Source organism: Microvirga sp. VF16 (assembly GCF_016864375.1).
Classification (GTDB): domain Bacteria; phylum Pseudomonadota; class Alphaproteobacteria; order Rhizobiales; family Beijerinckiaceae; genus Microvirga.
Genome location: NZ_CP069354.1, coordinates 1,804,202 through 1,823,455 on the forward strand (window position 1 = coordinate 1,804,202; position 19,254 = coordinate 1,823,455).

20 protein-coding genes are annotated in these 19,254 nt (G+C 61.4%); 9 read left to right on the forward strand and 11 right to left on the reverse strand.

Going from position 1 to position 19,254, the window contains the following annotated elements; all coding sequences use genetic code 11:
* Positions 1 to 56: 56 nt before the first annotated feature.
* Positions 57 to 512: a PaaI family thioesterase gene (locus JO965_RS08515; RefSeq protein WP_203443245.1), complete on the forward strand. Its 456-nt coding sequence runs from the start codon at positions 57 to 59 to the stop codon at positions 510 to 512.
* On the opposite strand, the gene JO965_RS08520 is transcribed toward JO965_RS08515, so the two are convergent.
* A complete protein-coding gene (locus tag JO965_RS08520; RefSeq protein WP_203443246.1) occupies positions 509 to 1,423 on the reverse strand; it encodes an SMP-30/gluconolactonase/LRE family protein in 915 nt (304 codons plus the stop codon). The two genes, JO965_RS08515 and JO965_RS08520, sit on opposite strands and share 4 nt — an antisense overlap.
* Before the next feature lie 18 nt (positions 1,424 to 1,441).
* Positions 1,442 to 2,278 carry a universal stress protein gene (locus tag JO965_RS08525; protein ID WP_203443247.1) on the reverse strand — a complete coding sequence of 279 codons (837 nt, stop codon included), beginning with the start codon at positions 2,276 to 2,278 and terminating at the stop codon, positions 1,442 to 1,444.
* A gap of 138 nt (positions 2,279 to 2,416) precedes the next feature.
* On the opposite strand from JO965_RS08525, the gene JO965_RS08530 reads away from it, so the two are divergent.
* Positions 2,417 to 3,469 (forward strand): YdcF family protein, encoded by a 1,053-nt coding sequence (locus tag JO965_RS08530; protein ID WP_203443248.1) that lies wholly within the window; start codon positions 2,417 to 2,419, stop codon positions 3,467 to 3,469.
* Positions 3,470 to 3,473: 4 nt separating this feature from the next.
* On the opposite strand, the gene JO965_RS08535 is transcribed toward JO965_RS08530, so the two are convergent.
* Positions 3,474 to 4,298 (reverse strand): polyphosphate kinase 2 family protein, encoded by an 825-nt coding sequence (locus JO965_RS08535; protein WP_203443249.1) that lies wholly within the window; start codon positions 4,296 to 4,298, stop codon positions 3,474 to 3,476.
* Positions 4,299 to 4,437: 139 nt separating this feature from the next.
* On the opposite strand from JO965_RS08535, the gene JO965_RS08540 reads away from it, so the two are divergent.
* On the forward strand, positions 4,438 to 5,073 hold the full coding sequence (locus JO965_RS08540; protein WP_203443250.1) for a glutathione S-transferase family protein: 636 nt from the start codon (positions 4,438 to 4,440) through the stop codon (positions 5,071 to 5,073).
* 3 nt (positions 5,074 to 5,076) lie between these two features.
* Here the strand turns inward: JO965_RS08540 and ligD are convergent, their stop codons facing one another.
* The 7 genes from ligD to JO965_RS08575 form a co-directional block, all read right to left on the reverse strand.
* Complete coding sequence (gene ligD, locus JO965_RS08545) at positions 5,077 to 6,657, reverse strand: non-homologous end-joining DNA ligase (protein ID WP_203443251.1); 1,581 nt, start codon at positions 6,655 to 6,657, stop codon at positions 5,077 to 5,079.
* 41 nt (positions 6,658 to 6,698) lie between these two features.
* Positions 6,699 to 8,348 carry an ABC transporter ATP-binding protein gene (locus tag JO965_RS08550; protein ID WP_246776782.1) on the reverse strand — a complete coding sequence of 550 codons (1,650 nt, stop codon included), beginning with the start codon at positions 8,346 to 8,348 and terminating at the stop codon, positions 6,699 to 6,701.
* 1 nt (position 8,349) lies between these two features.
* Positions 8,350 to 9,492: an ABC transporter permease subunit gene (locus JO965_RS08555; protein WP_203443252.1), complete on the reverse strand. Its 1,143-nt coding sequence runs from the start codon at positions 9,490 to 9,492 to the stop codon at positions 8,350 to 8,352.
* 8 nt (positions 9,493 to 9,500) lie between these two features.
* On the reverse strand, positions 9,501 to 10,421 hold the full coding sequence (gene oppB / locus JO965_RS08560) for an oligopeptide ABC transporter permease OppB (protein ID WP_203443253.1): 921 nt from the start codon (positions 10,419 to 10,421) through the stop codon (positions 9,501 to 9,503).
* Positions 10,422 to 10,506: 85 nt separating this feature from the next.
* The gene (locus tag JO965_RS08565) at positions 10,507 to 12,093 is read right to left on the reverse strand and encodes a peptide ABC transporter substrate-binding protein (RefSeq protein WP_203443254.1); all 1,587 of its coding nucleotides are present in this window, start codon (positions 12,091 to 12,093) and stop codon (positions 10,507 to 10,509) included.
* A gap of 172 nt (positions 12,094 to 12,265) precedes the next feature.
* On the reverse strand, positions 12,266 to 12,700 hold the full coding sequence (locus JO965_RS08570) for a heme-binding protein (RefSeq protein ID WP_203443255.1): 435 nt from the start codon (positions 12,698 to 12,700) through the stop codon (positions 12,266 to 12,268).
* Positions 12,701 to 12,745: 45 nt separating this feature from the next.
* Positions 12,746 to 13,972: a urate hydroxylase PuuD gene (locus JO965_RS08575; protein WP_203443256.1), complete on the reverse strand. Its 1,227-nt coding sequence runs from the start codon at positions 13,970 to 13,972 to the stop codon at positions 12,746 to 12,748.
* 322 nt (positions 13,973 to 14,294) lie between these two features.
* On the opposite strand from JO965_RS08575, the gene uraH reads away from it, so the two are divergent.
* From uraH to JO965_RS08605, 6 genes are all read left to right on the forward strand, one after another.
* Positions 14,295 to 14,648 carry a hydroxyisourate hydrolase gene (uraH, locus tag JO965_RS08580; RefSeq protein WP_203443257.1) on the forward strand — a complete coding sequence of 118 codons (354 nt, stop codon included), beginning with the start codon at positions 14,295 to 14,297 and terminating at the stop codon, positions 14,646 to 14,648.
* A 2-nt stretch (positions 14,649 to 14,650) separates the two neighbouring features.
* Positions 14,651 to 16,093, forward strand: coding sequence for an allantoinase PuuE (gene puuE, locus JO965_RS08585; RefSeq protein ID WP_203443258.1), 1,443 nt, complete (start codon positions 14,651 to 14,653; stop codon positions 16,091 to 16,093).
* A gap of 77 nt (positions 16,094 to 16,170) precedes the next feature.
* Positions 16,171 to 16,617: a peptidoglycan-binding protein LysM gene (gene lysM, locus JO965_RS08590; protein ID WP_203443259.1), complete on the forward strand. Its 447-nt coding sequence runs from the start codon at positions 16,171 to 16,173 to the stop codon at positions 16,615 to 16,617.
* Between the two features lie 66 nt (positions 16,618 to 16,683).
* The gene (locus JO965_RS08595) at positions 16,684 to 17,001 is read left to right on the forward strand and encodes a rhodanese-like domain-containing protein (protein WP_203443260.1); all 318 of its coding nucleotides are present in this window, start codon (positions 16,684 to 16,686) and stop codon (positions 16,999 to 17,001) included.
* 136 nt (positions 17,002 to 17,137) lie between these two features.
* A complete protein-coding gene (locus tag JO965_RS08600; protein ID WP_203443261.1) occupies positions 17,138 to 17,575 on the forward strand; it encodes a cytochrome c in 438 nt (145 codons plus the stop codon).
* 59 nt (positions 17,576 to 17,634) lie between these two features.
* The gene (locus tag JO965_RS08605; protein ID WP_203443262.1) at positions 17,635 to 18,585 is read left to right on the forward strand and encodes a cytochrome c; all 951 of its coding nucleotides are present in this window, start codon (positions 17,635 to 17,637) and stop codon (positions 18,583 to 18,585) included.
* A 36-nt stretch (positions 18,586 to 18,621) separates the two neighbouring features.
* Here the strand turns inward: JO965_RS08605 and JO965_RS08610 are convergent, their stop codons facing one another.
* Complete coding sequence (locus JO965_RS08610; protein WP_203443263.1) at positions 18,622 to 19,239, reverse strand: helix-turn-helix domain-containing protein; 618 nt, start codon at positions 19,237 to 19,239, stop codon at positions 18,622 to 18,624.
* Positions 19,240 to 19,254 lie beyond the last annotated feature (15 nt).

Sequence of the window (19,254 nt, forward strand, 5' to 3'; positions counted from 1 at the left end):
TTGATTCCAAGGCTTTTGACGTCTGACTTAGGTTAAAAGCCCCTGGAGACAGCGAAATGAGCGAGCCGACGCCCAAAGATCCTGAGTACGAAGCTCGCGTTCGAGCGAGCTTTGGGGCTCAAGGATTGATGGTGACGCTGGGTGCCTCTCTGGTGCGCGTATCGCCCGGTCAGGTCGAGATCTCGCTGCCTGCCTCCAAGGCAGTGTCGCAGCAGCACGGCTTCGTTCATGCGGGAGCTTTGGCCAGTATCGCGGATTCCGCCGCCGGCTATGCCGCCCTGACCCTGATGCCGCCCGGCGCCGGCGTTCTCACTACCGAGTTCAAGATCAATCTCCTGGCGCCGGGGATCGGCGAACGCATGATCGCCCGGGGCAGGGTCATCAAGGCGGGCAGGACGCTCACGCTCGCGCAGACCGACGTCTTCGCTATCCGTGAGGACGTCGAGAAGCACATTGCCCTGCTCACCGCGACGCTCATGACGGTGGAGGGGCGTGAGGGTGTGAGTGATTAAAACGTCTTCGCCCCGTTCACGGGCAGCATGATTGCGTAGAGCGAGGTGGTGGCGCAGATGTAAAGGCGGTTCCGTTTCGGTCCGCCAAAGACCACGTTTGCCACGCCTTCCGGCACCAGGATCTTGCCGATCAGCGTGCCGTCAGGATCATAGCAGTGGACACCGTCTCCGGCGCTGGTCCAGATCCGCCCTGCCTCGTCCAGCCGGAAGCCGTCGAACAGGCCCTGCGTGCAGGTGGCGAAGATCTTGCTGCCCGAGAGGCTGCCATCGGCGTTCACATCGAAGACGCGGATATGGCGCGGCCCATCCTTGACGTGGGTCGCGCCGGTATCGGCCACGTAGAGGCATGTTTCGTCGGGCGAGAAGGCGATCCCGTTCGGGCGGACGAAATCGTCGCCGACGATGCTGATATTACCCGTCTGAGGATCGATGCGGTACACATGGCAGGCGCCGACCTCGCTGTCCGCCTTGTGTCCTTCGTAATCGGAATCGATGCCATAGGCAGGGTCCGTGAACCAGATCGAGCCGTCGGACTTCACCACCGCATCGTTGGGACTGTTGAAGCGCTTACCCTGGTGGTGGCTGGCGAGCACCGTAATGGAGCCGTCATGCTCCGTACGCGTCACGCGTCGGTTGCCATGCTCGCAGGTGACGAGGCGGCCCTGCCGGTCGACCGTGTTGCCATTGGAATACCCGGCCGGATGACGAAAGACGCTGACGGCGCCCGATGTCTCGTCGAAGCGCATCATTCGGTCGTTGGGGATATCGCTCCAGACAAGATAGCGGCCGGCCGGGAAATAGGCCGGGCCCTCGGCCCAACGGCAGCCTTCCGCCAGTTTTTCCAGGCGCGCTGATCCTTTGACCAAGTGCTGGAAGCGATCGTCAAGAACAACGGCGACATCTCTGAACATGGAGAAAGATATGTCCTGTCAGTGAGCCATCAGAACGGGCACGGTGGCGTTGCTCAAGATGTGGCTGGTAGCGCCGCCGAAGAACATCTGCCTCAGGCGGCTCTGTGTATAGGCGCCCTTCACGAGAAGATCGCATCCGAGAGAAACGGCTTCCGAGAGAATGGTCTCACCAGGCTTGTTCGACGGGTCCGGCGCCGTGATCGCCTCCGCCGGCAGATCGTGCATCCTCAAATGCCTTGCAAGTTCCGATCCGGACGGGCCGGGCACGCCCCAATCGTCGAGTTCGAGAACCACGATGCGCCGTGCCTGCTTGAGCAGCGGCATCGATCCCAGGACAGCGCGGGCCGTTTCCGTGCTCCGGTTCCAGGCGATTACGGCGGTTTCGGCGAAGGTCCGGGGTGCGTTTGGCGGTGCCACGAGAACGGGACGGCCAGTCTCGAACAGGGCCGCCTCCACGGTGGAGAGACGCGTCTGACCGTTCGATCCATCCGGCCGCCCGACCACGACCAGATCGAAAACCCGACCATAGGCGCCCAGGAACGCGTCTTCCATCAGGCCATCCTGCCGCCAGCCGGAACTCAGTCCTGGAAGGCCCGCGGAGGCGCGCGCAATCTGCTGCGTCGTCATGAAGGCCTCGAACCGCTCGCGGCAGGCGCGGGCCATTTCGAGGCGGTTCTCCGGGGTGATGGGGGAGGGCACGCCGATGGCGATGTCCACCGGCAGCACGACCGGGTAATCGGGGGTGATGGCAATCCCCTCGATATAGCTGTCGAACAATCGGCCGAGTTGCAGGGCCGCCTGCAGCTGAGGCTCGACGATACCGTGATCTTCAATCGGGATAAGGATGCTTTTCATGAGGATTATTGTCGCGCTTAAACCCCCGCTCGGCAAGACCATCCGAAAGTTCACCCTGGCTGTGGATGGGATTGGGTTTGACATCCGATTGTCGTCGGCTCCAGCTTGAATGCCCGGCAAATCATGGAGGCCTTCGAGATGCGTAAGTTCGCAACCATCAGCGCAGCCACTCTCCTCGCATTGTCCGTGTCGGTGACGGCCTATGCGTTCGATCCGGGCAATACGGGCCGGATCAAGACGCTGGTCGATACCGGCATGCAATATTACTGGTCCGGCGGGGACGTGAAGAAGGCGGAGGCCGAGGTCTTCAAGGGCATCACCCTGCACGGTCGCTACGACGTGGTGGAAAAGGCTTTCGCGGAGGCCTCTTCGCTTGCGCCAGAGCGTCTCGATTTCCGCTTTGCCGTCGCTTCGTCCCAGATTCTGCAGAAGAATCTTGCCGGTGCTCGCGCGACCTATGAGGATATCCTCGCCAAGAACCCGTCTTCCTTCGATGCCCAGGCTTGGCTCGCGGCGCTCGCCCGTATCGAGGGCAAGTCCGATGAAGCGGCTTTGACGGATCAGGCGCTGGCCGCTCTCGACCGCGCGCGAGCCGAGACCTATCGCCAGCGCTTCGCCCGCGCCGAGGCTATCATGGCCGAGCGTCCGAACGTGGATGCGCCGACGGTTCCGGGCCGCGTGATGATCGTCGCTCTCGGCTATGCGTTGGCCAAGGATGGAACGGCGGAAAAGCCGCTCCTCGATCGCCTGGACGTCACCTTGAAGGCCGCCAATGCCAACCCGACGGCGCGCATCATGGTCACCGGCGGTCAGCCTCAAGCCGGCGTCACGGAGGGTGATGTCATGACCAAGTGGCTCGTCGAAAAAGGCGTCGACCGCGATCGCATCCTGATCGAGGACAAATCGAAGGATACGGTCGGGAACGTGCTGAACGTCGCCAATCTGCTGAAGCGCCATACCGCCGATGCGGTCATCCTGGTGACAAGCTCCAGCCACATGCGCCGCGCTCGCACTTTGCTTGAGGATGCCTTCCGGCAATACGACATCAGCGCGCCGATACTTCCGGTCGTTGCCCTCGACGCACCGTCGATTGAGGAGGCCGCCAAAGTCTCGAAGGACGAGAGGATGGTGATCTACCGCGATCTCATGCGGGTCTCAGGACTATGGGCTTATCCGGGTATCCAGCAATAGCGGTCTACTCGATCTTGAACTCTTCTGGTTTCCAGGAGACTTTCGGATATTGCGGGTCCATCTCCTCGAGGGTCGCCTTGACGATGGTCGCGATAGCCGCGTTGCGGACCCATTTCCGGTCGGCAGGAATGACATACCAGGGGGCCCATTTGGTCGAACAGCGGTTGAGCATGACCTCATAGGCCTCCTGGTAATCGTCCCAGTGCTCTCGGTCCTCCAGGTCGCCCGGGTTGAATTTCCAATGCTTCGTCGGATCGTCGAGACGCTCCTGAAGCCTCTCCTTCTGCTCATCCTTTGAAATGTGCAGCATGAACTTGAGGATCGTGGTGCCGGTTTCCACCAGCATCTTCTCGAAAGCGTTGATCTGTTCGTAGCGCTGTTCGATGATCTTATCCGGTGCAAGCTTGTGCACTCTGCCGATCAGAACGTCCTCATAATGGGACCGGTTGAAAATGCCGATGGTGCCACGTCTCGGACAGGCATCATGGACGCGCCAGAGATAGTCGTGCGCCAGTTCAAGCCGCGAGGGCGGGCCGAAGGCGTGGACCGACACGCCCAAAGGTCCGGTCGCATTGAACACGCCGCGAATCGTGCCGTCCTTACCCGACGTGTCCGTGCCTTGAAGGATCACGAGCAGAGCCCGGGAGCCTTCCGCATAGAGTCGGTCCTGCAGGGTATCGATATCCTTCGCAAGAGCGGCCGTGGCGGCCTTCGTCTCCAGCTCGTCGCCGAAGAGGGACTTGTCCCGCGGGTTGTGGTCCTTCAGCCGGAACTTCTCGCCGGGTTCGACCCAGAGCTTTTCCAATAAGGACTTTTCCTGATCTGCCATCCCCGATCCTCCATTTCTTCAGGACGATAGGGCATAGCGGCGGGAAAGGAAGGTTTGGATCGTTGCCGATGCACTCTTTACGGTTGTCCTGACAGGACTTACCAGAGTTTTACCAGTCCAAATGGAAGAGGCTGCCACGATGCTTTCACTCTACTACTATCCCGGCAATGCCAGCCTGCTGCCGCACATGATGCTGCGGGAAATCGGCGCCGAGTTTGAGCTGCGCCTCGTGGACCGGGGGCAGAACGCCCAGAAAAGCCCGGATTATCTCAAGCTCAATCCCAGCGGACGCATTCCGGTTCTGATCGACGGCGACTTGGTTCTGTTCGAAACGGCGGCTGTCGCCTTGCACCTTGCCGACAAGTTCCCAGATGCGGGCCTTGCCCCCGCCGTCGGAACGGCGGAGCGGGCCGAGTTCTACAAGTGGATGATTCATCTCACGAATACGCCGCAGGCGGAGTATCGCGCCTGGTTCTATCCACATGAGCATGTGACTGACGAGGCGGCTGCGCCCGTCGTGAAGCAGGCAGCGGAGCAGCGCCTCAATCGCATGTTCGACGTGATCTCTGGACAGCTTGGCGACAGGACATGGCTTCTCGGCGAACGCTTCTCCGCCGCGGACCTCTTCCTGTTCATGCTGATCCGCTGGGGCCGAGGCATGCCGCGCCCGCCACGCAGCATCCCGAACCTGAACGCTCTCGCCGAGCGTGTGCTAGCACGACCCGCCGTGCAGAAGGCGCTCGAGGTGGAAGGGATCAAGGCTCCGATCTTCTGAGTCTTACCTTTTTCGCGATGTTCGCTTCGCAGTGCGGCGCTCGGGTAGCACCTGATCGACCTTGTTCATTCCCGCCCAGGGATCTCGCTTCAGCGTGGTAAGGCGCTTGCTCAAATTCTCGACGGTGAAGCCGTTGGGTTTGAGATCGGACGACAGCTCTTCCCAGGCTACCGGCGTCGCCACGGGAGCGCCGGGTCGTGAGCGAGACGAATAGGGCGCGATTGCCGAGGCTTCCCGGTTGTTGCGCAGGTAATCGATGAAGATGCGACCCGCGCGCTCCTGCTTGACGGACGTGGTCGTGTAGCGATCAGGCTCGTCGGCCGCCATGGCCTCGGCGATCTCCCGCGTGAAGGCATTGGCATCCTTCCAAGGTGCTTTTGGCTTGATCGGCACAACCACATGCAGACCCTTGCCGCCGGTCGTCTTCACGAAGCCTTCCAGCTGCAATCCCTTCAGACGCTCACGGAGAGCGAGCGCGCCCTCGATCACGCGCGGCCATTCCACGCCTTCTCCGGGATCGAAGTCGAAGATGAGCCGGTCGGGCCGTTCCAGGTCGGCCAGCGTCGCGCCCCAGACATGCATTTCCAGCACGCCCGATTGCACGAGCGCGACAACGCCCTGGATGTCGCGAACGGTCAGCACTTCCAGCTTGCTCTTTCCGTCCGGCACCATCTCCGGGTGGATGAAGGAACTCATGCCCGCCCAGGAGTGACGTTGGACGAAGCATTTCTTTTCCGCTCCTCCGGGACAGCGGATGAGCGTGAGAGGGCGATCGATCAGATGCGGCAACAGCCAATCCTGGATGCCGACATAGAACTCCGCCAGTTCCTGCTTGGTGAGACCCTGATCCTCCCACAGCACACGATCCGGATGAGTCAGGGTCACACCGGCCACGTCGGCCGAACGGTCGTCCGATGTCTTGGACTTTGAGGAGCCTCGCTTCGAAGGTTTTTCAGGTTTGGCTGAGGCCGTCTTCTTCGTCGGCGCTTTCCGCTTCGCAGAACTCTTGGCCATGCGGCCCGGTGCAATCTCCTCCAGAGAGCGTCCGGTTTTCACCGACAGAGGCGCTTCATCTAGTATATCCGGATCGTCCTTGATGCGGGCATAGGCATCGTCTGCTTTGATCAGAAGCCAGGATTCCTGCCTTTCGCGGGGGCGCTTGCCCATGCGGACGAGATGCCACGTCCCGTGCAGTTTCTCGCCATCGAGATGGAAGGTGAGGCGGCCCTTCTCGTAGCCCTCACGGGCATCACCCTCCGGCTCCCATGTCCCCCGGTCCCATAGCAGAACGGTACCGCCGCCATATTGGCCTTCCGGGATAGTGCCTTCGAAGTCGCCATAATCGAGTGGATGATCCTCGACATGGACGGCAAGGCGCTTCTCGCCTTTAACGAGGCTCGGGCCCTTCGCCACCGCCCAGCTCTTCAGGACACCGTCGAGCTCCAGACGGAAATCGTAGTGCAGGCGCGAGGCGTCGTGCTTCTGGATAACGAATGACGCTCCCCGCCGGCGGGAGGTCTTGCCCGCCGGCTCGGAGGTTTTGGTGAAGTCGCGCTTGGCGCGATAGGCTGCGAGCTTTGCCATGACGTGGAGTCAAATCCACGCCCGGCAATCTGGTTCCAGCCTTACGAAGCGAGGGGCTGGGTTGCTGCCTCGGCCTTGTTGCGCTCGGTCAGAAAGGCCGCCGCGATCAGGTCGCGGGTATATTCCTCCTGAGGCCGGTCGAAGATCTCTTCGGCCGTGCCGCGCTCCATCACCTTGCCGCTCTTCATCACCATGATCTCGTCGGAGAGGGCTCGCACGACGGCGAGGTCGTGGCTGATAAAGATGTAGGCGAGGCCATGGGCCTTCTGCAAATTGCGCAGCAGCTCGACGATCTCCTTCTGGACCGAGCGGTCCAGCGCCGAGGTCGGCTCGTCGAGCACCACGAGTTTCGGGTGCAGGATCATGGCGCGGGCAATGGCGATGCGCTGACGCTGGCCGCCGGAGAACTCGTGCGGGAAGCGGTTGCGCCAAGCCTGATCGAGCTGGACCTCCTCGAAGGCCTGGGCTGCGCGCCGGTCGCGCTCCTTGCGGGAGATGCTGGGCTCATGGACGAGGAGACCCTCGGTCACGATCTCGCCCGCCGTCATGCGCGGCGAGAGGGAGCCGAAAGGATCCTGGAAGACGAGCTGAAGGTGCCGTCGCAAGGGGCGCATGCCACCCCGGTCGAGCGGCATGAGGTTGCGGTCTTCGAAGCGCACCATACCGGAGGCCGGCTGCAGGCGCAGGATGGCGCGGCCGAGCGTCGATTTGCCGGAGCCGGATTCGCCCACGACCCCCACCGTCTCGCCGGCGCGAACTCTCAGGCTCACATCGTCGACGGCCTTGAGCACGTGGGTTGCCTTGCCGAAGAAGCTCTTTTCGAGCGTAAACTGGACCGCGATGTTCTTCGCATCAAGCACCAGCGGGGCTGTGGATGCGACAGGCTCCTTGCGGCCGGTCGGCTCGGCATCGATGAGCATCTGCGTGTAGGGGTGCTTCGGCGCCGCGAAGATATCGTTGGTGCGGCCGCTTTCGACCACTTCACCACGCTTCATGACATAGGTGCGGTCGGCAAAACGGCGCACGACGCCGAGATCGTGCGTGATGAAAACGATCGACATGCCGAGCCGCTTCTGCAGATCCGCCAGAAGCTCCAGGATACGGGCCTGGACGGTCACGTCGAGAGCCGTCGTTGGCTCGTCGGCAATCAGCACGTCCGGATTGTTGGCGAGCGCCATGGCGATCATGACACGCTGGCGCTGGCCGCCGGACATCTCGTGCGGATAGGCATCGATGCGCCGGGCGGGATCCGGGATGCGGACGAGCTCCAGAAGCTCGATGGCACGCTTGCGCGCCTCGGCCTTGCCCAAGCCGCCATGGGTGGTAAGCGGTAGAGCAAGCTGATCCCCGATCCGGTAGAGCGGATCGAGCGAGGTCATCGGCTCCTGGAAGATCATCGTGAGCTTGGAGCCGCGATAGTTGTTGAGCTTGTCGGGAGAGAGACCCACAAGCTCCGCGCCGCGATACTTGACCGAGCCCTCGGCCCAGCCGTTCGAAGCGAGGAGCCCCATGACAGACATCATGGTCTGGCTCTTGCCCGATCCGGACTCGCCGACGATGGCGACGGTCTCGCCCGGATTGATATCGAGGTCGATGCCCTTCACCGCATGGAGAATGCCGTCGCCGGTACGGAATCGAACGTGAAGGTTGCGGACGGAAAGAACGGGTTCGGCCATGTTGGCGTCCTTCATGTCAGCGATCCTTCGGGTCGAGAGCATCGCGCAAGCCGTCGCCGATGAAGTTCAGGCAGAAAAGGATCGTGACGAGCGTGATGGAGGGATAAATCAGCATCCAGGTGGCGCCCTGGATGTTCTTGGCGCCTTCGGAAATCAGGACGCCGAGGCTGGTGTTCGGCTCCTGGACGCCGAGACCAAGGAAGGAGAGGAAACTTTCCAGAAGGATCACCTTCGGCACGAGAAGTGTCATATAGACGACCACAGGCCCCAGCGTATTGGGGATCACGTGGCGACGAATGATGCCCTTCGTCTCGACGCCCAATGCCTCGGCGGCCTGGACGTATTCCTGCCGCTTGATGGAGAGCGTCTGTCCACGAACGATGCGGGCCATGTCGAGCCACTCGACCGCGCCGACCGCAATGAACATCAGCACGAAATTGCGGCCGAAGAACACGACCAGCATGATCACGAAGAAGATGAAGGGCAGCGAGTAGAGAATATCGACGACGCGCATCATCACGAGGTCGACGCGTCCGCCGAGATAGCCGGAGGTTGCGCCATAGATCACGCCGATGAGGATCGCCACGAAGGTCGCAAGCAAGCCGATGGCGAGCGAAACCTGACCTGCCTTCATGGTGCGTGTCAGAAGATCGCGTCCATTGGTGTCGGTGCCGAAGAAGAAGTACTGCCGCTTCAGAGGCACATCGACGACGAGCCGTTGGCCGTCCTGCTGTTTCTCGACGACCTTGGCAGGGCCGAACAGGTCCGAGCGCTCGAAATAGGCAAGCAGCCGCTCGTCGATCGGCCGGCTGCTGGAGCTCACGAGCGTCATGTGAACGACATCGTTGTCGATCGTGATGTTCTCGGCCCTCGCGCGGACGCGGGCGCCGATGCGCTCGATATTCGGCTCGATCTGATCGGCCTTCGGATAGGCCTCAAGGCTTGCGGGCACCTTCACATAGTCCGGATAGACCCGGTCGAAGGGATGGCCCGTAAGGAACGGTCCGAAGATGCAGGCGAGCGCGATCAAGCCCAGCACGATGATGCTGGTCAGCGCAGCGCGGTTGCGGATGAGACGCCCGCGGGCCTCGGCCCAGAGGGAGCGTCCGGTGATGGGACCTGTCATGGTCTCGACAGGAAGAACGGCGCCTTCAGCCATGGGAGATCTCACTCGTAGCGAATGCGCGGATCGATAAGGGCGTAGAGAATATCGACCACGAGGTTGAAGAGCAGAACGAAGACGGCGACCACCACGACCGTACCCATGACGAGCGTGTAGTCACGGTTAAGGGCGCCTTCGACGAAGTAGCGACCAATGCCCGGCAGACCGAAGATGGTTTCCACCACCACCGAGCCGGTGAGCAGGGCTGCTGCTGCGGGTCCGAGATAGGACACCACGGGCAGAGCAGCTCCGCGCAGGGCGTGAACGACGATCACCCTCGTGGGCAGGCCGAGCGAACGTAAGGTCCGGATATGATTGGAGCGCAGGTTCTCGATCATGGCGGCGCGGGTCATACGCGCGACGACGGCGATCTGCGGTAGGGCGAGCACCAGCACCGGGAGAATGAGATTGCGAATGTTCCCATTGGCCCAACCGGCTACGGGTAGCCACGCGAGGGTCAAACCGAAGACGATCTGGAAGATCGGCGCGACCACGAAGTTCGGAATGGTCAGGCCAAGCGCTCCCATACCGGTGACCAGGTAGTCAATCGTGCTGTTCTGGCGCAAGGCCGCGATGGCACCGAGGGTGCCGCCGACGATGATCGCGAAGGAGAGGGCTAGCGCGCCGAGCGTCATCGAAATCGGCAGGCCGCGCGCAAAGAGCTCTCCGACGGTGAAGTCGCGCAAGATGAAGGACGGACCGAAATCGCCGTGCATGACGGCGCTCAGATAGAGCCAGTATTGCTGGATCAGCGGCTTATCGAGCTGATAGATCCGGTTGAGATTCTCCATCACCTTGGCCTCGAGAGGCCGCTCCAGATCGAATGGGCCGCCTGGGGCGAGCCTGATCAGGAAGAACGAGATCGTAATGATGATGAAGAGGGTCGGGATGGCCGACAGGAAACGGCGAAAGATGAAGGAGAGCACGGAAAGCTCCTCCCGCTGCTACAGCATAACAGTAAAAGAATAGGGCGGCCTGACAAGCAGACCGCCCCCTTTATCAGAATTATTTTTACTGTGTCTTCGACAGATACCGCGTCGGATAGACGCCCCTGGTGTTCTGCACGAAACCCTTGATCTTCGGCGAGATCAAGTTGCTCTTGCCGTAGTACATGATCGGAATCCAGGGCATGTCCTTCATGAGGATCGTCTCGGCCTGCTTCAGCATATCGGCGCGCTTCTTCAGATCCAGCTCCTTGGCCGCGCTGTCGAGCAGCTTGTCGAACTCCGGATTGTTGTACTTGCCGTAGTTGAAGCCCCTGTTGTCGCTCTTGAGGAGGAACAGGAAGTTGTTCGGATCCGAGTAGTCGGCGATCCAGCCGTAGCGGGCGATGTCGAAGTCGCCGCCGTCACGCAGGTGGGCGAAGTGGGTCTTGCCGTCCGTGTTGATGAAGGAGGTCTCGATGCCGGCCTGCTTCCACTGCTCGGAGATGGCGATGACCGTGTTCCGGTTGTTGTCCGTCGTGTTGTAACGGATCTCGACCTTCAGCGGCTTGCCGGGGCCGAAGCCAGCCTCGGTGAGGAGCTTCTTGGCGGCGTCCTCGCGGTCGATCGGCGACTGGTCCTTGTAGCTCATGTAGGCCGGATCGCCGTAATTGCCCACGCCCGGAGGCATGAACGAGTAGCCCGGCTGCATGGTCTGGCCCCAGATCTGCTCGGCGATGAACTCGCGGTCGACCAGCATGGAGAGGGCCTGACGCACCTTCACGTCGTTGAACGGAGCCTTATTGGAGTTCACGACCATGTACCAGGTGCCGAGATACGGGCCGAGGCGGACCTGATCCTTGAAGCGCTCCTTGAGCGACTTCATCTGGTCGGCCGGCACGTCGTCGGTGGTGTCGAGCTCGCCGGCTTCATAGCGACGGACCATCGCGGCGAAGTCCGGGGTCGGGAAGTAGTTGACCGTGTCGATCTGGACGTTCTTGGCGTCGTAGTAGTTCTCGTTCTTAGCGAGCTTGATGTGGGAGTTCGGCACGAACTCGACGAGCTTGTAAGCGCCGTTCGTGACCATGTTGCCGGGCTTCACGAAGTCCTTGCCGAACTTCTCGACGGAGGCCTTGTGGACGGGCAGACTGGTTTGGTGGGTCAACAGCTCGATGAAGTAAGGAGTCGGTGACTCGAGGGTGATCTCGACGGTTTTGGCATCGACGGCCTTCACGCCCAGTTCCTCGGGCTTGCCCTGGCCCTTGTTGATCTTCTCGGCATTCTTGATGGGATACAGGATATTGGCGTATTTCGCGCCGGTCGCCGGATCCATGATGCGGCGGTAAGAATAGACGAAGTCTTCTGCCGTAACCGGATCGCCGTTCGACCACTTCAGGCCATTACGAAGCGTAAAGCGATAGGTCTTGCCGTCGTCGCTGATCTCCCACTTCTCGGCCTGGCCGGGGACGGCTTCACCCTTGGCGCTGTAGGTCACGAGACCTTCGAGCATGTCGCGCAGGATGTGTGCTTCCTGAACAGTCGAGGTCTTGTGGGTGTCGAGCGTCTCAGGCTCGCCCGAATTGGCGCGGTTGTAGACGACTTGAGCCGACGCGGCGCTCATGAGGGCAGCCGTGGCGACGGCAGCGAGAGCCGTGCGTTTGATCCATGATGACATTGGACGCGTTCCCTTTCTGGTTTTCTCTCAGGGTATTGGAATTATCTCGGTCAGAGCCGGTAGGGCAGTGACCTTGCCCTATTTGTTGATCAATCAACTGTTTATGTCCAGTACTATCCCTTGCAACAATAAAACTTGAAGAAAAGCAAGACTTTGGTCGTGTGGAGAAGCTTCAGGCTCCTGTATCGAACACCAGTCCTGCTGCTTCGATCCCGCCGGCCGCGGCAATTTCATCGTTGTCGGAGGTATCCCCGGAGACGCCCACGGATCCGAGAACTTGGCCTTGGGCATCCTTGATCAGGACGCCGCCCGGAACCGGCACGAGCTGCCCGCCGACCGCATGGGTCGCCGAGGCCACGAAATAGGGACGGTCGGTAGCCATTTTGTGAAGAGCGCGGGAGCCGACCCCGAGCGCCAGGGCACCATAGGCCTTGCCCATGGCGATCTCGGCCCGTTTCAGGCTGGTGCCGTCCTCCGACAGGAGCGTCTTGACGGCGCCGCGGGCGTCATAGACGACGACGGAAAGTGGCTTGAAGGACTTTTCCCGCGCGGTCTTGAGGGTGGCGGTGGCAATTTTCTGGGCCGTTTCAAGGGTGAGTTCGGTCACTCGATTCCTCCATTGGTTGTCATTGTTGGTGCGGTCTGCACGGATTTAGCGAGTGGCCGTTTCCTTGGCCGCGAGCCAGGTTGCCACAGCCTTGCGCTCGTCCAGGGTCATCTCGGTGATGTTGTTGGGCGGCATGGCGTGGGTCAGCACACTCTGGATGCGGATGATCTCCGCATGGCGGGCGATCTCCTCCGGCGTGTCGAGACGCACGCCTTTCGGCGCCGTGGCGATGCCATCCCAGACGGGCTCGGCCGCATGGCACATGGAGCAGCGGGACTGGATCGCGAGCACGGCTTCATCGAAGGATGCCGTAACGGCCGGAGGCGTCGCATCCACGGGAGCTGCTGCCAGGTTGGCGTTGCCGGGTTTGCCGAGGATCGAAAGCCAGATCGCGAGAGCGACGGAAGCCGCGGCGACGCCCCAGGTCCACCAGGGCGAGCCCTTGCCCGCATGCTGCGAGTTGAAGAAGTGCCGGATGACCGCGCCCGCGATGACGATCAGCCCGATGATGGCGACCGCGTAGTGCGACGACCACGCGAGCGGGTAGTGGTTCGACAGCATCAGGAAGATGACCGGCAGGGTCAGGTAGTTGTTGTGCGTCGAGCGCAGCTTGGCTTCCTTGCCGAGTTTCGGGTCCGGCGAGCGGCCGGCCAGGAGTTCGTCTACTACCTTCTTCTGGTTCGGGATGATGATGAAGAAGACGCTCGCAGACATCCAGGTGGCGATCATCGCGCCCGTATGGAGAAAGGCGGCGCGGCCGTTGAATACCTGGGTGAAGGCGAAAGCAGCCAGCAGGATATAGACAAAGAGCGCGACGCCGAGGACGACGCCGTTCTTGCCCAAGGGAGAGCGGCAGAGACCTTCATAGACGAACCAGCTTACCACGATGCCGCCGATGCCGATGACGGGCGCTTGCCAAAATTCGAGGGGGCGCACGGCCGGATCGATCGTGTAGAGGTCGGCGTGGAGGTAATAAACCCAGACGATCAGGAAGAACCCGCTGATCCAGGTGGAATAGCTCTCCCACTTGAACCACGTGAGTTCCTTCGGCAGTTCGGGTGGCGCAACGAGATACTTGCGCATGTTGTAGAACCCGCCGCCATGGACCTGCCACGCCTCGCCGCCGACGCCCTCGGGCAGCCCTTCCCGCTTCTTCAGGCTGAGATCCAGATGGATGAAATAGAAGGACGAGCCGATCCAGGCGATGGCCGTAATCACATGGACCCAGCGGATGATCTGGCTGATCCATTCGGAAATTTGCGGGTCGATCATGCAGTCACTTGAGCGGTGAAGGAATGCGTAGCCTAGCGCATCGCGCGGAAAAGTGGACCCGGTTTTCCGCTCAGAGCGATGCGCCAGTCAAGAAGACGAGCATCAGATTGATCCTGAAAGTGGATTCCACTTTCAGGATCAATCTGATGCTCGCGGCGGCGATCCCTTTTGCGAAAGGCCGGTTTCGGGCTTTTTCAACAGGAGCCCTGTTCCGGAAAACCGACATTTCCGCAACTAGACTTATGGATGCGGCTTGACGCCAGGGCACGGGCCCGAAAGATTTCCGAAGGCCAACGAAGCTGTTCTCCACCCGCGAGGTTTCATGGGACACCTGTCCACCCACGTTCTGGATACCGCCAACGGCAAGCCCGCACGCGGTATCGCCATTGAGCTTTTCGCCATCGAGGGCGAGAAGCGCCGTTCGATCCTGCAGACGACAACCAATGCCGACGGACGCACGGACGCGCCTTTGATGATCAATGAAGCATTCCACACAGGAACCTACGAGCTTGTCTTCGCGGTCGGGGCCTATTTCAGAGCCCTCGGCACGGCGACGGCCGATCCGCCATTTCTGGATGTCGTACCGATCCGTTTCACAATCGCAGAGCCCGACGGGCATTATCACGTTCCGCTCCTCGTTTCGCCCTGGAGCTATTCCACCTATCGAGGAAGCTGACCTTGCCTGAGACATCCTATCCCCGCGACCTCGTCGGCTACGGCCGCAATCCGCCCCATCCGCGCTGGCCGAACGGGGCTCGGATCTGCGTCCAGTTCGTGATCAACTACGAAGAGGGCGGCGAGAACAACATCCTCCATGGCGACCGGGCATCCGAGGCATTCCTGTCGGAGATCGTGGGCGCACAACCCTGGCTCGGCCAGCGGCACATGAGTATGGAGTCGATCTACGAATACGGCTCCCGCGCCGGCTTCTGGCGCCTGTGGCGGATGTTCACGGAGCGCAACCTGCCTGTGACCATCTATGGCGTCGCCACGGCCCTCATGCGCAATCCGGAGGCAGTCGCCGCCATGAAGGAGGCCGATTGGGAGATCGCGAGCCATGGGCTCAAGTGGATCGACTACCGAGACTTCTCGGCGGAAGAGGAGCGGGCGCACATGAAGGAGGCGATCCGCATCCACACGGCAGTGACGGGCGAGCGGCCTCTCGGCTGGTATACGGGACGCACCTCGGAGCATACCAACCGCCTCGTGGCGGAGGAGGGCGGTTTTCTCTATAGCGCCGACTCTTATGCGGACGAGATGCCGTATTGGGAGCAGCACAGTGAGCGGCAACAGTTGATCGTGCCCTATACGCTCGATGCCAACGACATGCGCTTTGCGACCCCGCAGGGTTTCAATGCGGGCGATCAGTTCTTCGCTTATCTGAAGGACAGCTTCGACACGCTCTATGCGGAAGGCGAAACCGCGCCGAAGATGATGTCGGTCGGCCTCCATTGCCGCCTCGTCGGCCGTCCGGGACGGGCCGCGGCCCTCGCTCGCTTCCTGGATTATGTTGCCTCACACGAGAATGTCTGGGTGGCGCGTCGCATCGACATTGCGCGCCACTGGATCCGCCATCATCGTCCGGTCGATTTGAAGCCGAGCCGCATGAGCCGGATGTTGTTCGTCGAACTGTTCGGAGACATCTTCGAGCATTCGCCCTGGATTGCCGAACGCACTTTCGATGCCGGCCTGACGACAGGGCAGGACACGGCGGAGGGGCTACATGCCGCCATGGTCCAGGTGCTCTCGGAGGCGACCCGCGAACAGAAGCTGGCGCTGATCAACGCCCACCCCGATCTCGCCGGGCGCCTGAAGCTTGCCGATCTCACGGCGGATTCCCGCAACGAGCAATCCTCCGCGGGTCTCGACAGCCTGACGGAGGCTGAGCGCGATCGCTTCCTGAAGTTGAACGATGCCTACAAGCAAAAATTCGGCTTCCCCTTCATCATGGCGGTGAAGGGCCGCTCGAAGGACGAGATCCTCGCCGCGTTCGAGGAGCGGCTGGATCATGAGCAGGACATAGAATTCGAAACGGCCATCGAACAGATCGAGCTGATCGCGCTGCTCCGGCTCAAGGATCGCCTGCCGTCGCTGGCCGATGTGTTCTCAAGCCTGGCCTGACCGGAACCCTTGGAACGACCGCGCGTCTTCATCTCAGCTTGGCCATCGTGAGCCAGGCGGAGCACCAGGAGGATGACATGGGTCTGTTCAAATTCATCAAGGAGGCAGGCGCCAAGATCTTTGGTGGAAGTGCAGCGGCCGCGACTCCGGAAAAGCTGCAGGAGGAGGTCAAGGGTCACGGGTTCGACGCGACCAAGCTCGGAATTCAGGTCGAAGGCGACAAGGTGAAACTCTCGGGCCAAGCCACCAATCAGGAGGAGGCCGAGAAGATCATTCTCTCTCTTGGCAACACCTATGGCGTGGCCGAGGTCGACACTTCGGAACTCAAGGTCCAGCAGCCCTCTGCAGCCTCGACCATGTACACGGTCCAGAAAGGCGACACCCTCTGGGAGATCGCCGAGAAGCATTACGGCAAGGGTAAGGGCGCGAAATATACCGAAATCGTCAAGGCCAACTCCCCGCCGGTCAAGGATCCGGACATGATCCAGCCGGGCTGGGTTCTGCGGATTCCACCGCTCGCCTGAAGAGCGATTGATTGCGCTCCTCCCTGCGAAGCCGGTATGAGTGCTTCATCGCAGGGAGGAATTTGCATGAGTGAAGCGCCAAGAGTCATCGATCTCGACCGGGACGCCATCAAGCAGGGGCTTCGCGAAGGGGCGCTCGTGCTGGTCGACGTTCGCGAGCCCCATGAGTTCGCCGCTGGGCACATCCCGGGGGCCGTCTCGCACCCGCTTTCGTCCTTCGATCCGTCTGCTCTGCCCGAAGGGAAGCGAATCGTCTTTTCCTGCGCGGCCGGCGTTCGGTCGGTGAGGGCCCTCGAATTCGCACAGGCATCCGGTCGGGACATTCGCGAACATTACAAGGGCGGTTTCAAGGATTGGGCCGCTGCTGGAGAGCCTGTGGAGTAAACGGGCGACACGGGCACCTCACATAGATTTGTTCTAAAGTGTAGTGCTCAAGCTTGAAGAGATGTGCGCTAATGCCGGCCCGCTGACGATGGTTCGTAGGGACACCATCGGTCGCACCCAGGAGGGGAAAGAAAATATGAAGCGTACAATTTTTGTCGCCAGCCTTCTGGCGCTCGGAGTGACGGCCGCTATTGCACAAAGCAATGTCGTCGAGCAGCGCCAGGGTCTCATGAAGGAGATGGGGGCGCAGACGCGTCCACTTGGCGGCATGCTGCGTGGCCAGGAGCCATTCGACCTGGCCAAGGCCCAGGCTGGCCTTAAGGTCCTTGCGGCGAATGCCGAGAAAGCCGCCCCGCTCTTCCCCGAGAGCTCCAAGAGCGCCGAGAAGACCGAAGCTCTCCCGGCCATCTGGGAAAACAAGGCGAAGTTCGATGCGGTCCTGACAAAGCTCCGTACAGATGCCCAGACGGCGATAGCAGCGATCAAGGACGAGGCTTCCTTCAAGACGGAATTGCCGAAGGTGCTGCAGAACTGCGGCGCCTGCCACAACGATTTCCGGAAGAAGAGCTCTTAAGGGCAATCGGCTCAGAATGGGCGGCCTCTGGGCCGCCCGTTTCATTTGGAGAAGAGGCGATGCGTAAGGCGATCCTGGGTCTTTTGGTTCTGGCCATCATTGGGGCGCTGGCCTTCTGGGGTCTGACCTCCCCGGCGGCCTATGCCCTCATCCGCGGCGACAACCAAGTCTCTCCTGCGACGTCGGCCGGTTCGACACGTCAGCCCAACCTGGAGAACGGCCGCACCTTGTTCTTCGCCGGAGGCTGCACCTCCTGCCATGCGGTGCCCAATCAGGCCGATAAGCTGCGGCTCGGCGGCGGGTATGCCTTGAAATCTCCCTTCGGCACATTCCACATTCCGAATATCTCGCCCCATAAGCAGGACGGCATCGGCTCCTGGACCACGGCTGATTTCGTCCGCGCCATGCGCGAGGGTGTTTCGCCCGATGGCCGCCATTACTATCCGGCTTTCCCCTATGCGAGCTATCAGCGGATGAGTCCCGAAGATCTTGCAGATATCTTCGCGTTCATCATGACACTGGCGCCTGTCGAAGGGCGCGCTCCCGATCACGAGCTGCCTTTCCCCTATAATATTCGCCGCGGTCTCGGTCTGTGGAAGCTCGCCTTCCTGGACGGGCAGCTCTTCCGGCCGGACCCGTCTAAGTCCGCGAGCTTGAATCGGGGAGCCTATCTGGTGAACGGGCCGGGGCATTGCGCCGAGTGCCACAGCGAGCGCAACGCCGCAGGGGCCATCATCGAGGATCGGCGTTTCGCCGGCGGGCCCGATCCGGAGGGCGGCAGGAGCACTGTTCCCAACATCACCCCTCATCCGAGCGGTATCGGGGGCTGGACGGCGGATGACCTCACGACCCTGCTGAAAACTGGCGAGACACCGAATTTCGACACGGTGGGCGGACCGATGGGGGCTGTCGTGGCCAATACGGCGCAGCTTCCCGATGCGGATCGGCAGGCCATAGCTGAATACCTGCTGGCTCTGCCGCCACGGCAAGGCTTCAAGAAGCCTGAATAGGTTGGGGATAGCCTGGGGATGGATTGAGGACAGGCCTCAATCCATTACGGCGGCTTTCAGGATGCAGACCATGGTAGCGCGGCCGGGCGCATCGCCGATGCAGCGCACCGAATGGGGACGGTCGCAGCGGTAGCGCAGGCTTTCTCCTGCCTTCGCCTGTTGGATCACGCCGCCGACCTCGACCTCGAACTCTCCCTCCAGGACGGACAGGCACTCCACCGAGCCACGCTGGTGGCTGTCGGAATCGAGCACGCCGCCCGGCTCAGACTGCACATCGTACCATTGCAGCCATTCGATGGTCTTGAGCCAGCCGATGATGGCCAGACACATCTTGCCATCTTCGGAAACGAGGATCGGGGTGTCCGCCTTGGAGGATTTCTCGATGAAGGGTTCCTCGTCGCCGGAGGCGAGAACCCGCTCGATCGAGACGTCTAGGGCCTGGCTCAGCCGCCAGATGGTGGCGAGCGTCGGGTTGGTCTCGTTGCGCTCGATCTGGCTGATGATCGACTTGGCGACGCCGGACTGCTCGGCCAATTCTGACAGAGACAGGTTGTAGGCCTTGCGAAGCCGCTGGATCGTCTTGCCCATGTTGCCGGAGAGAACCTGTGCGCCTGCTTCCAGGTCCCGGCTCCGTTCTTTGCCCTCGACGCCCATGACTGCCTCTGTGCT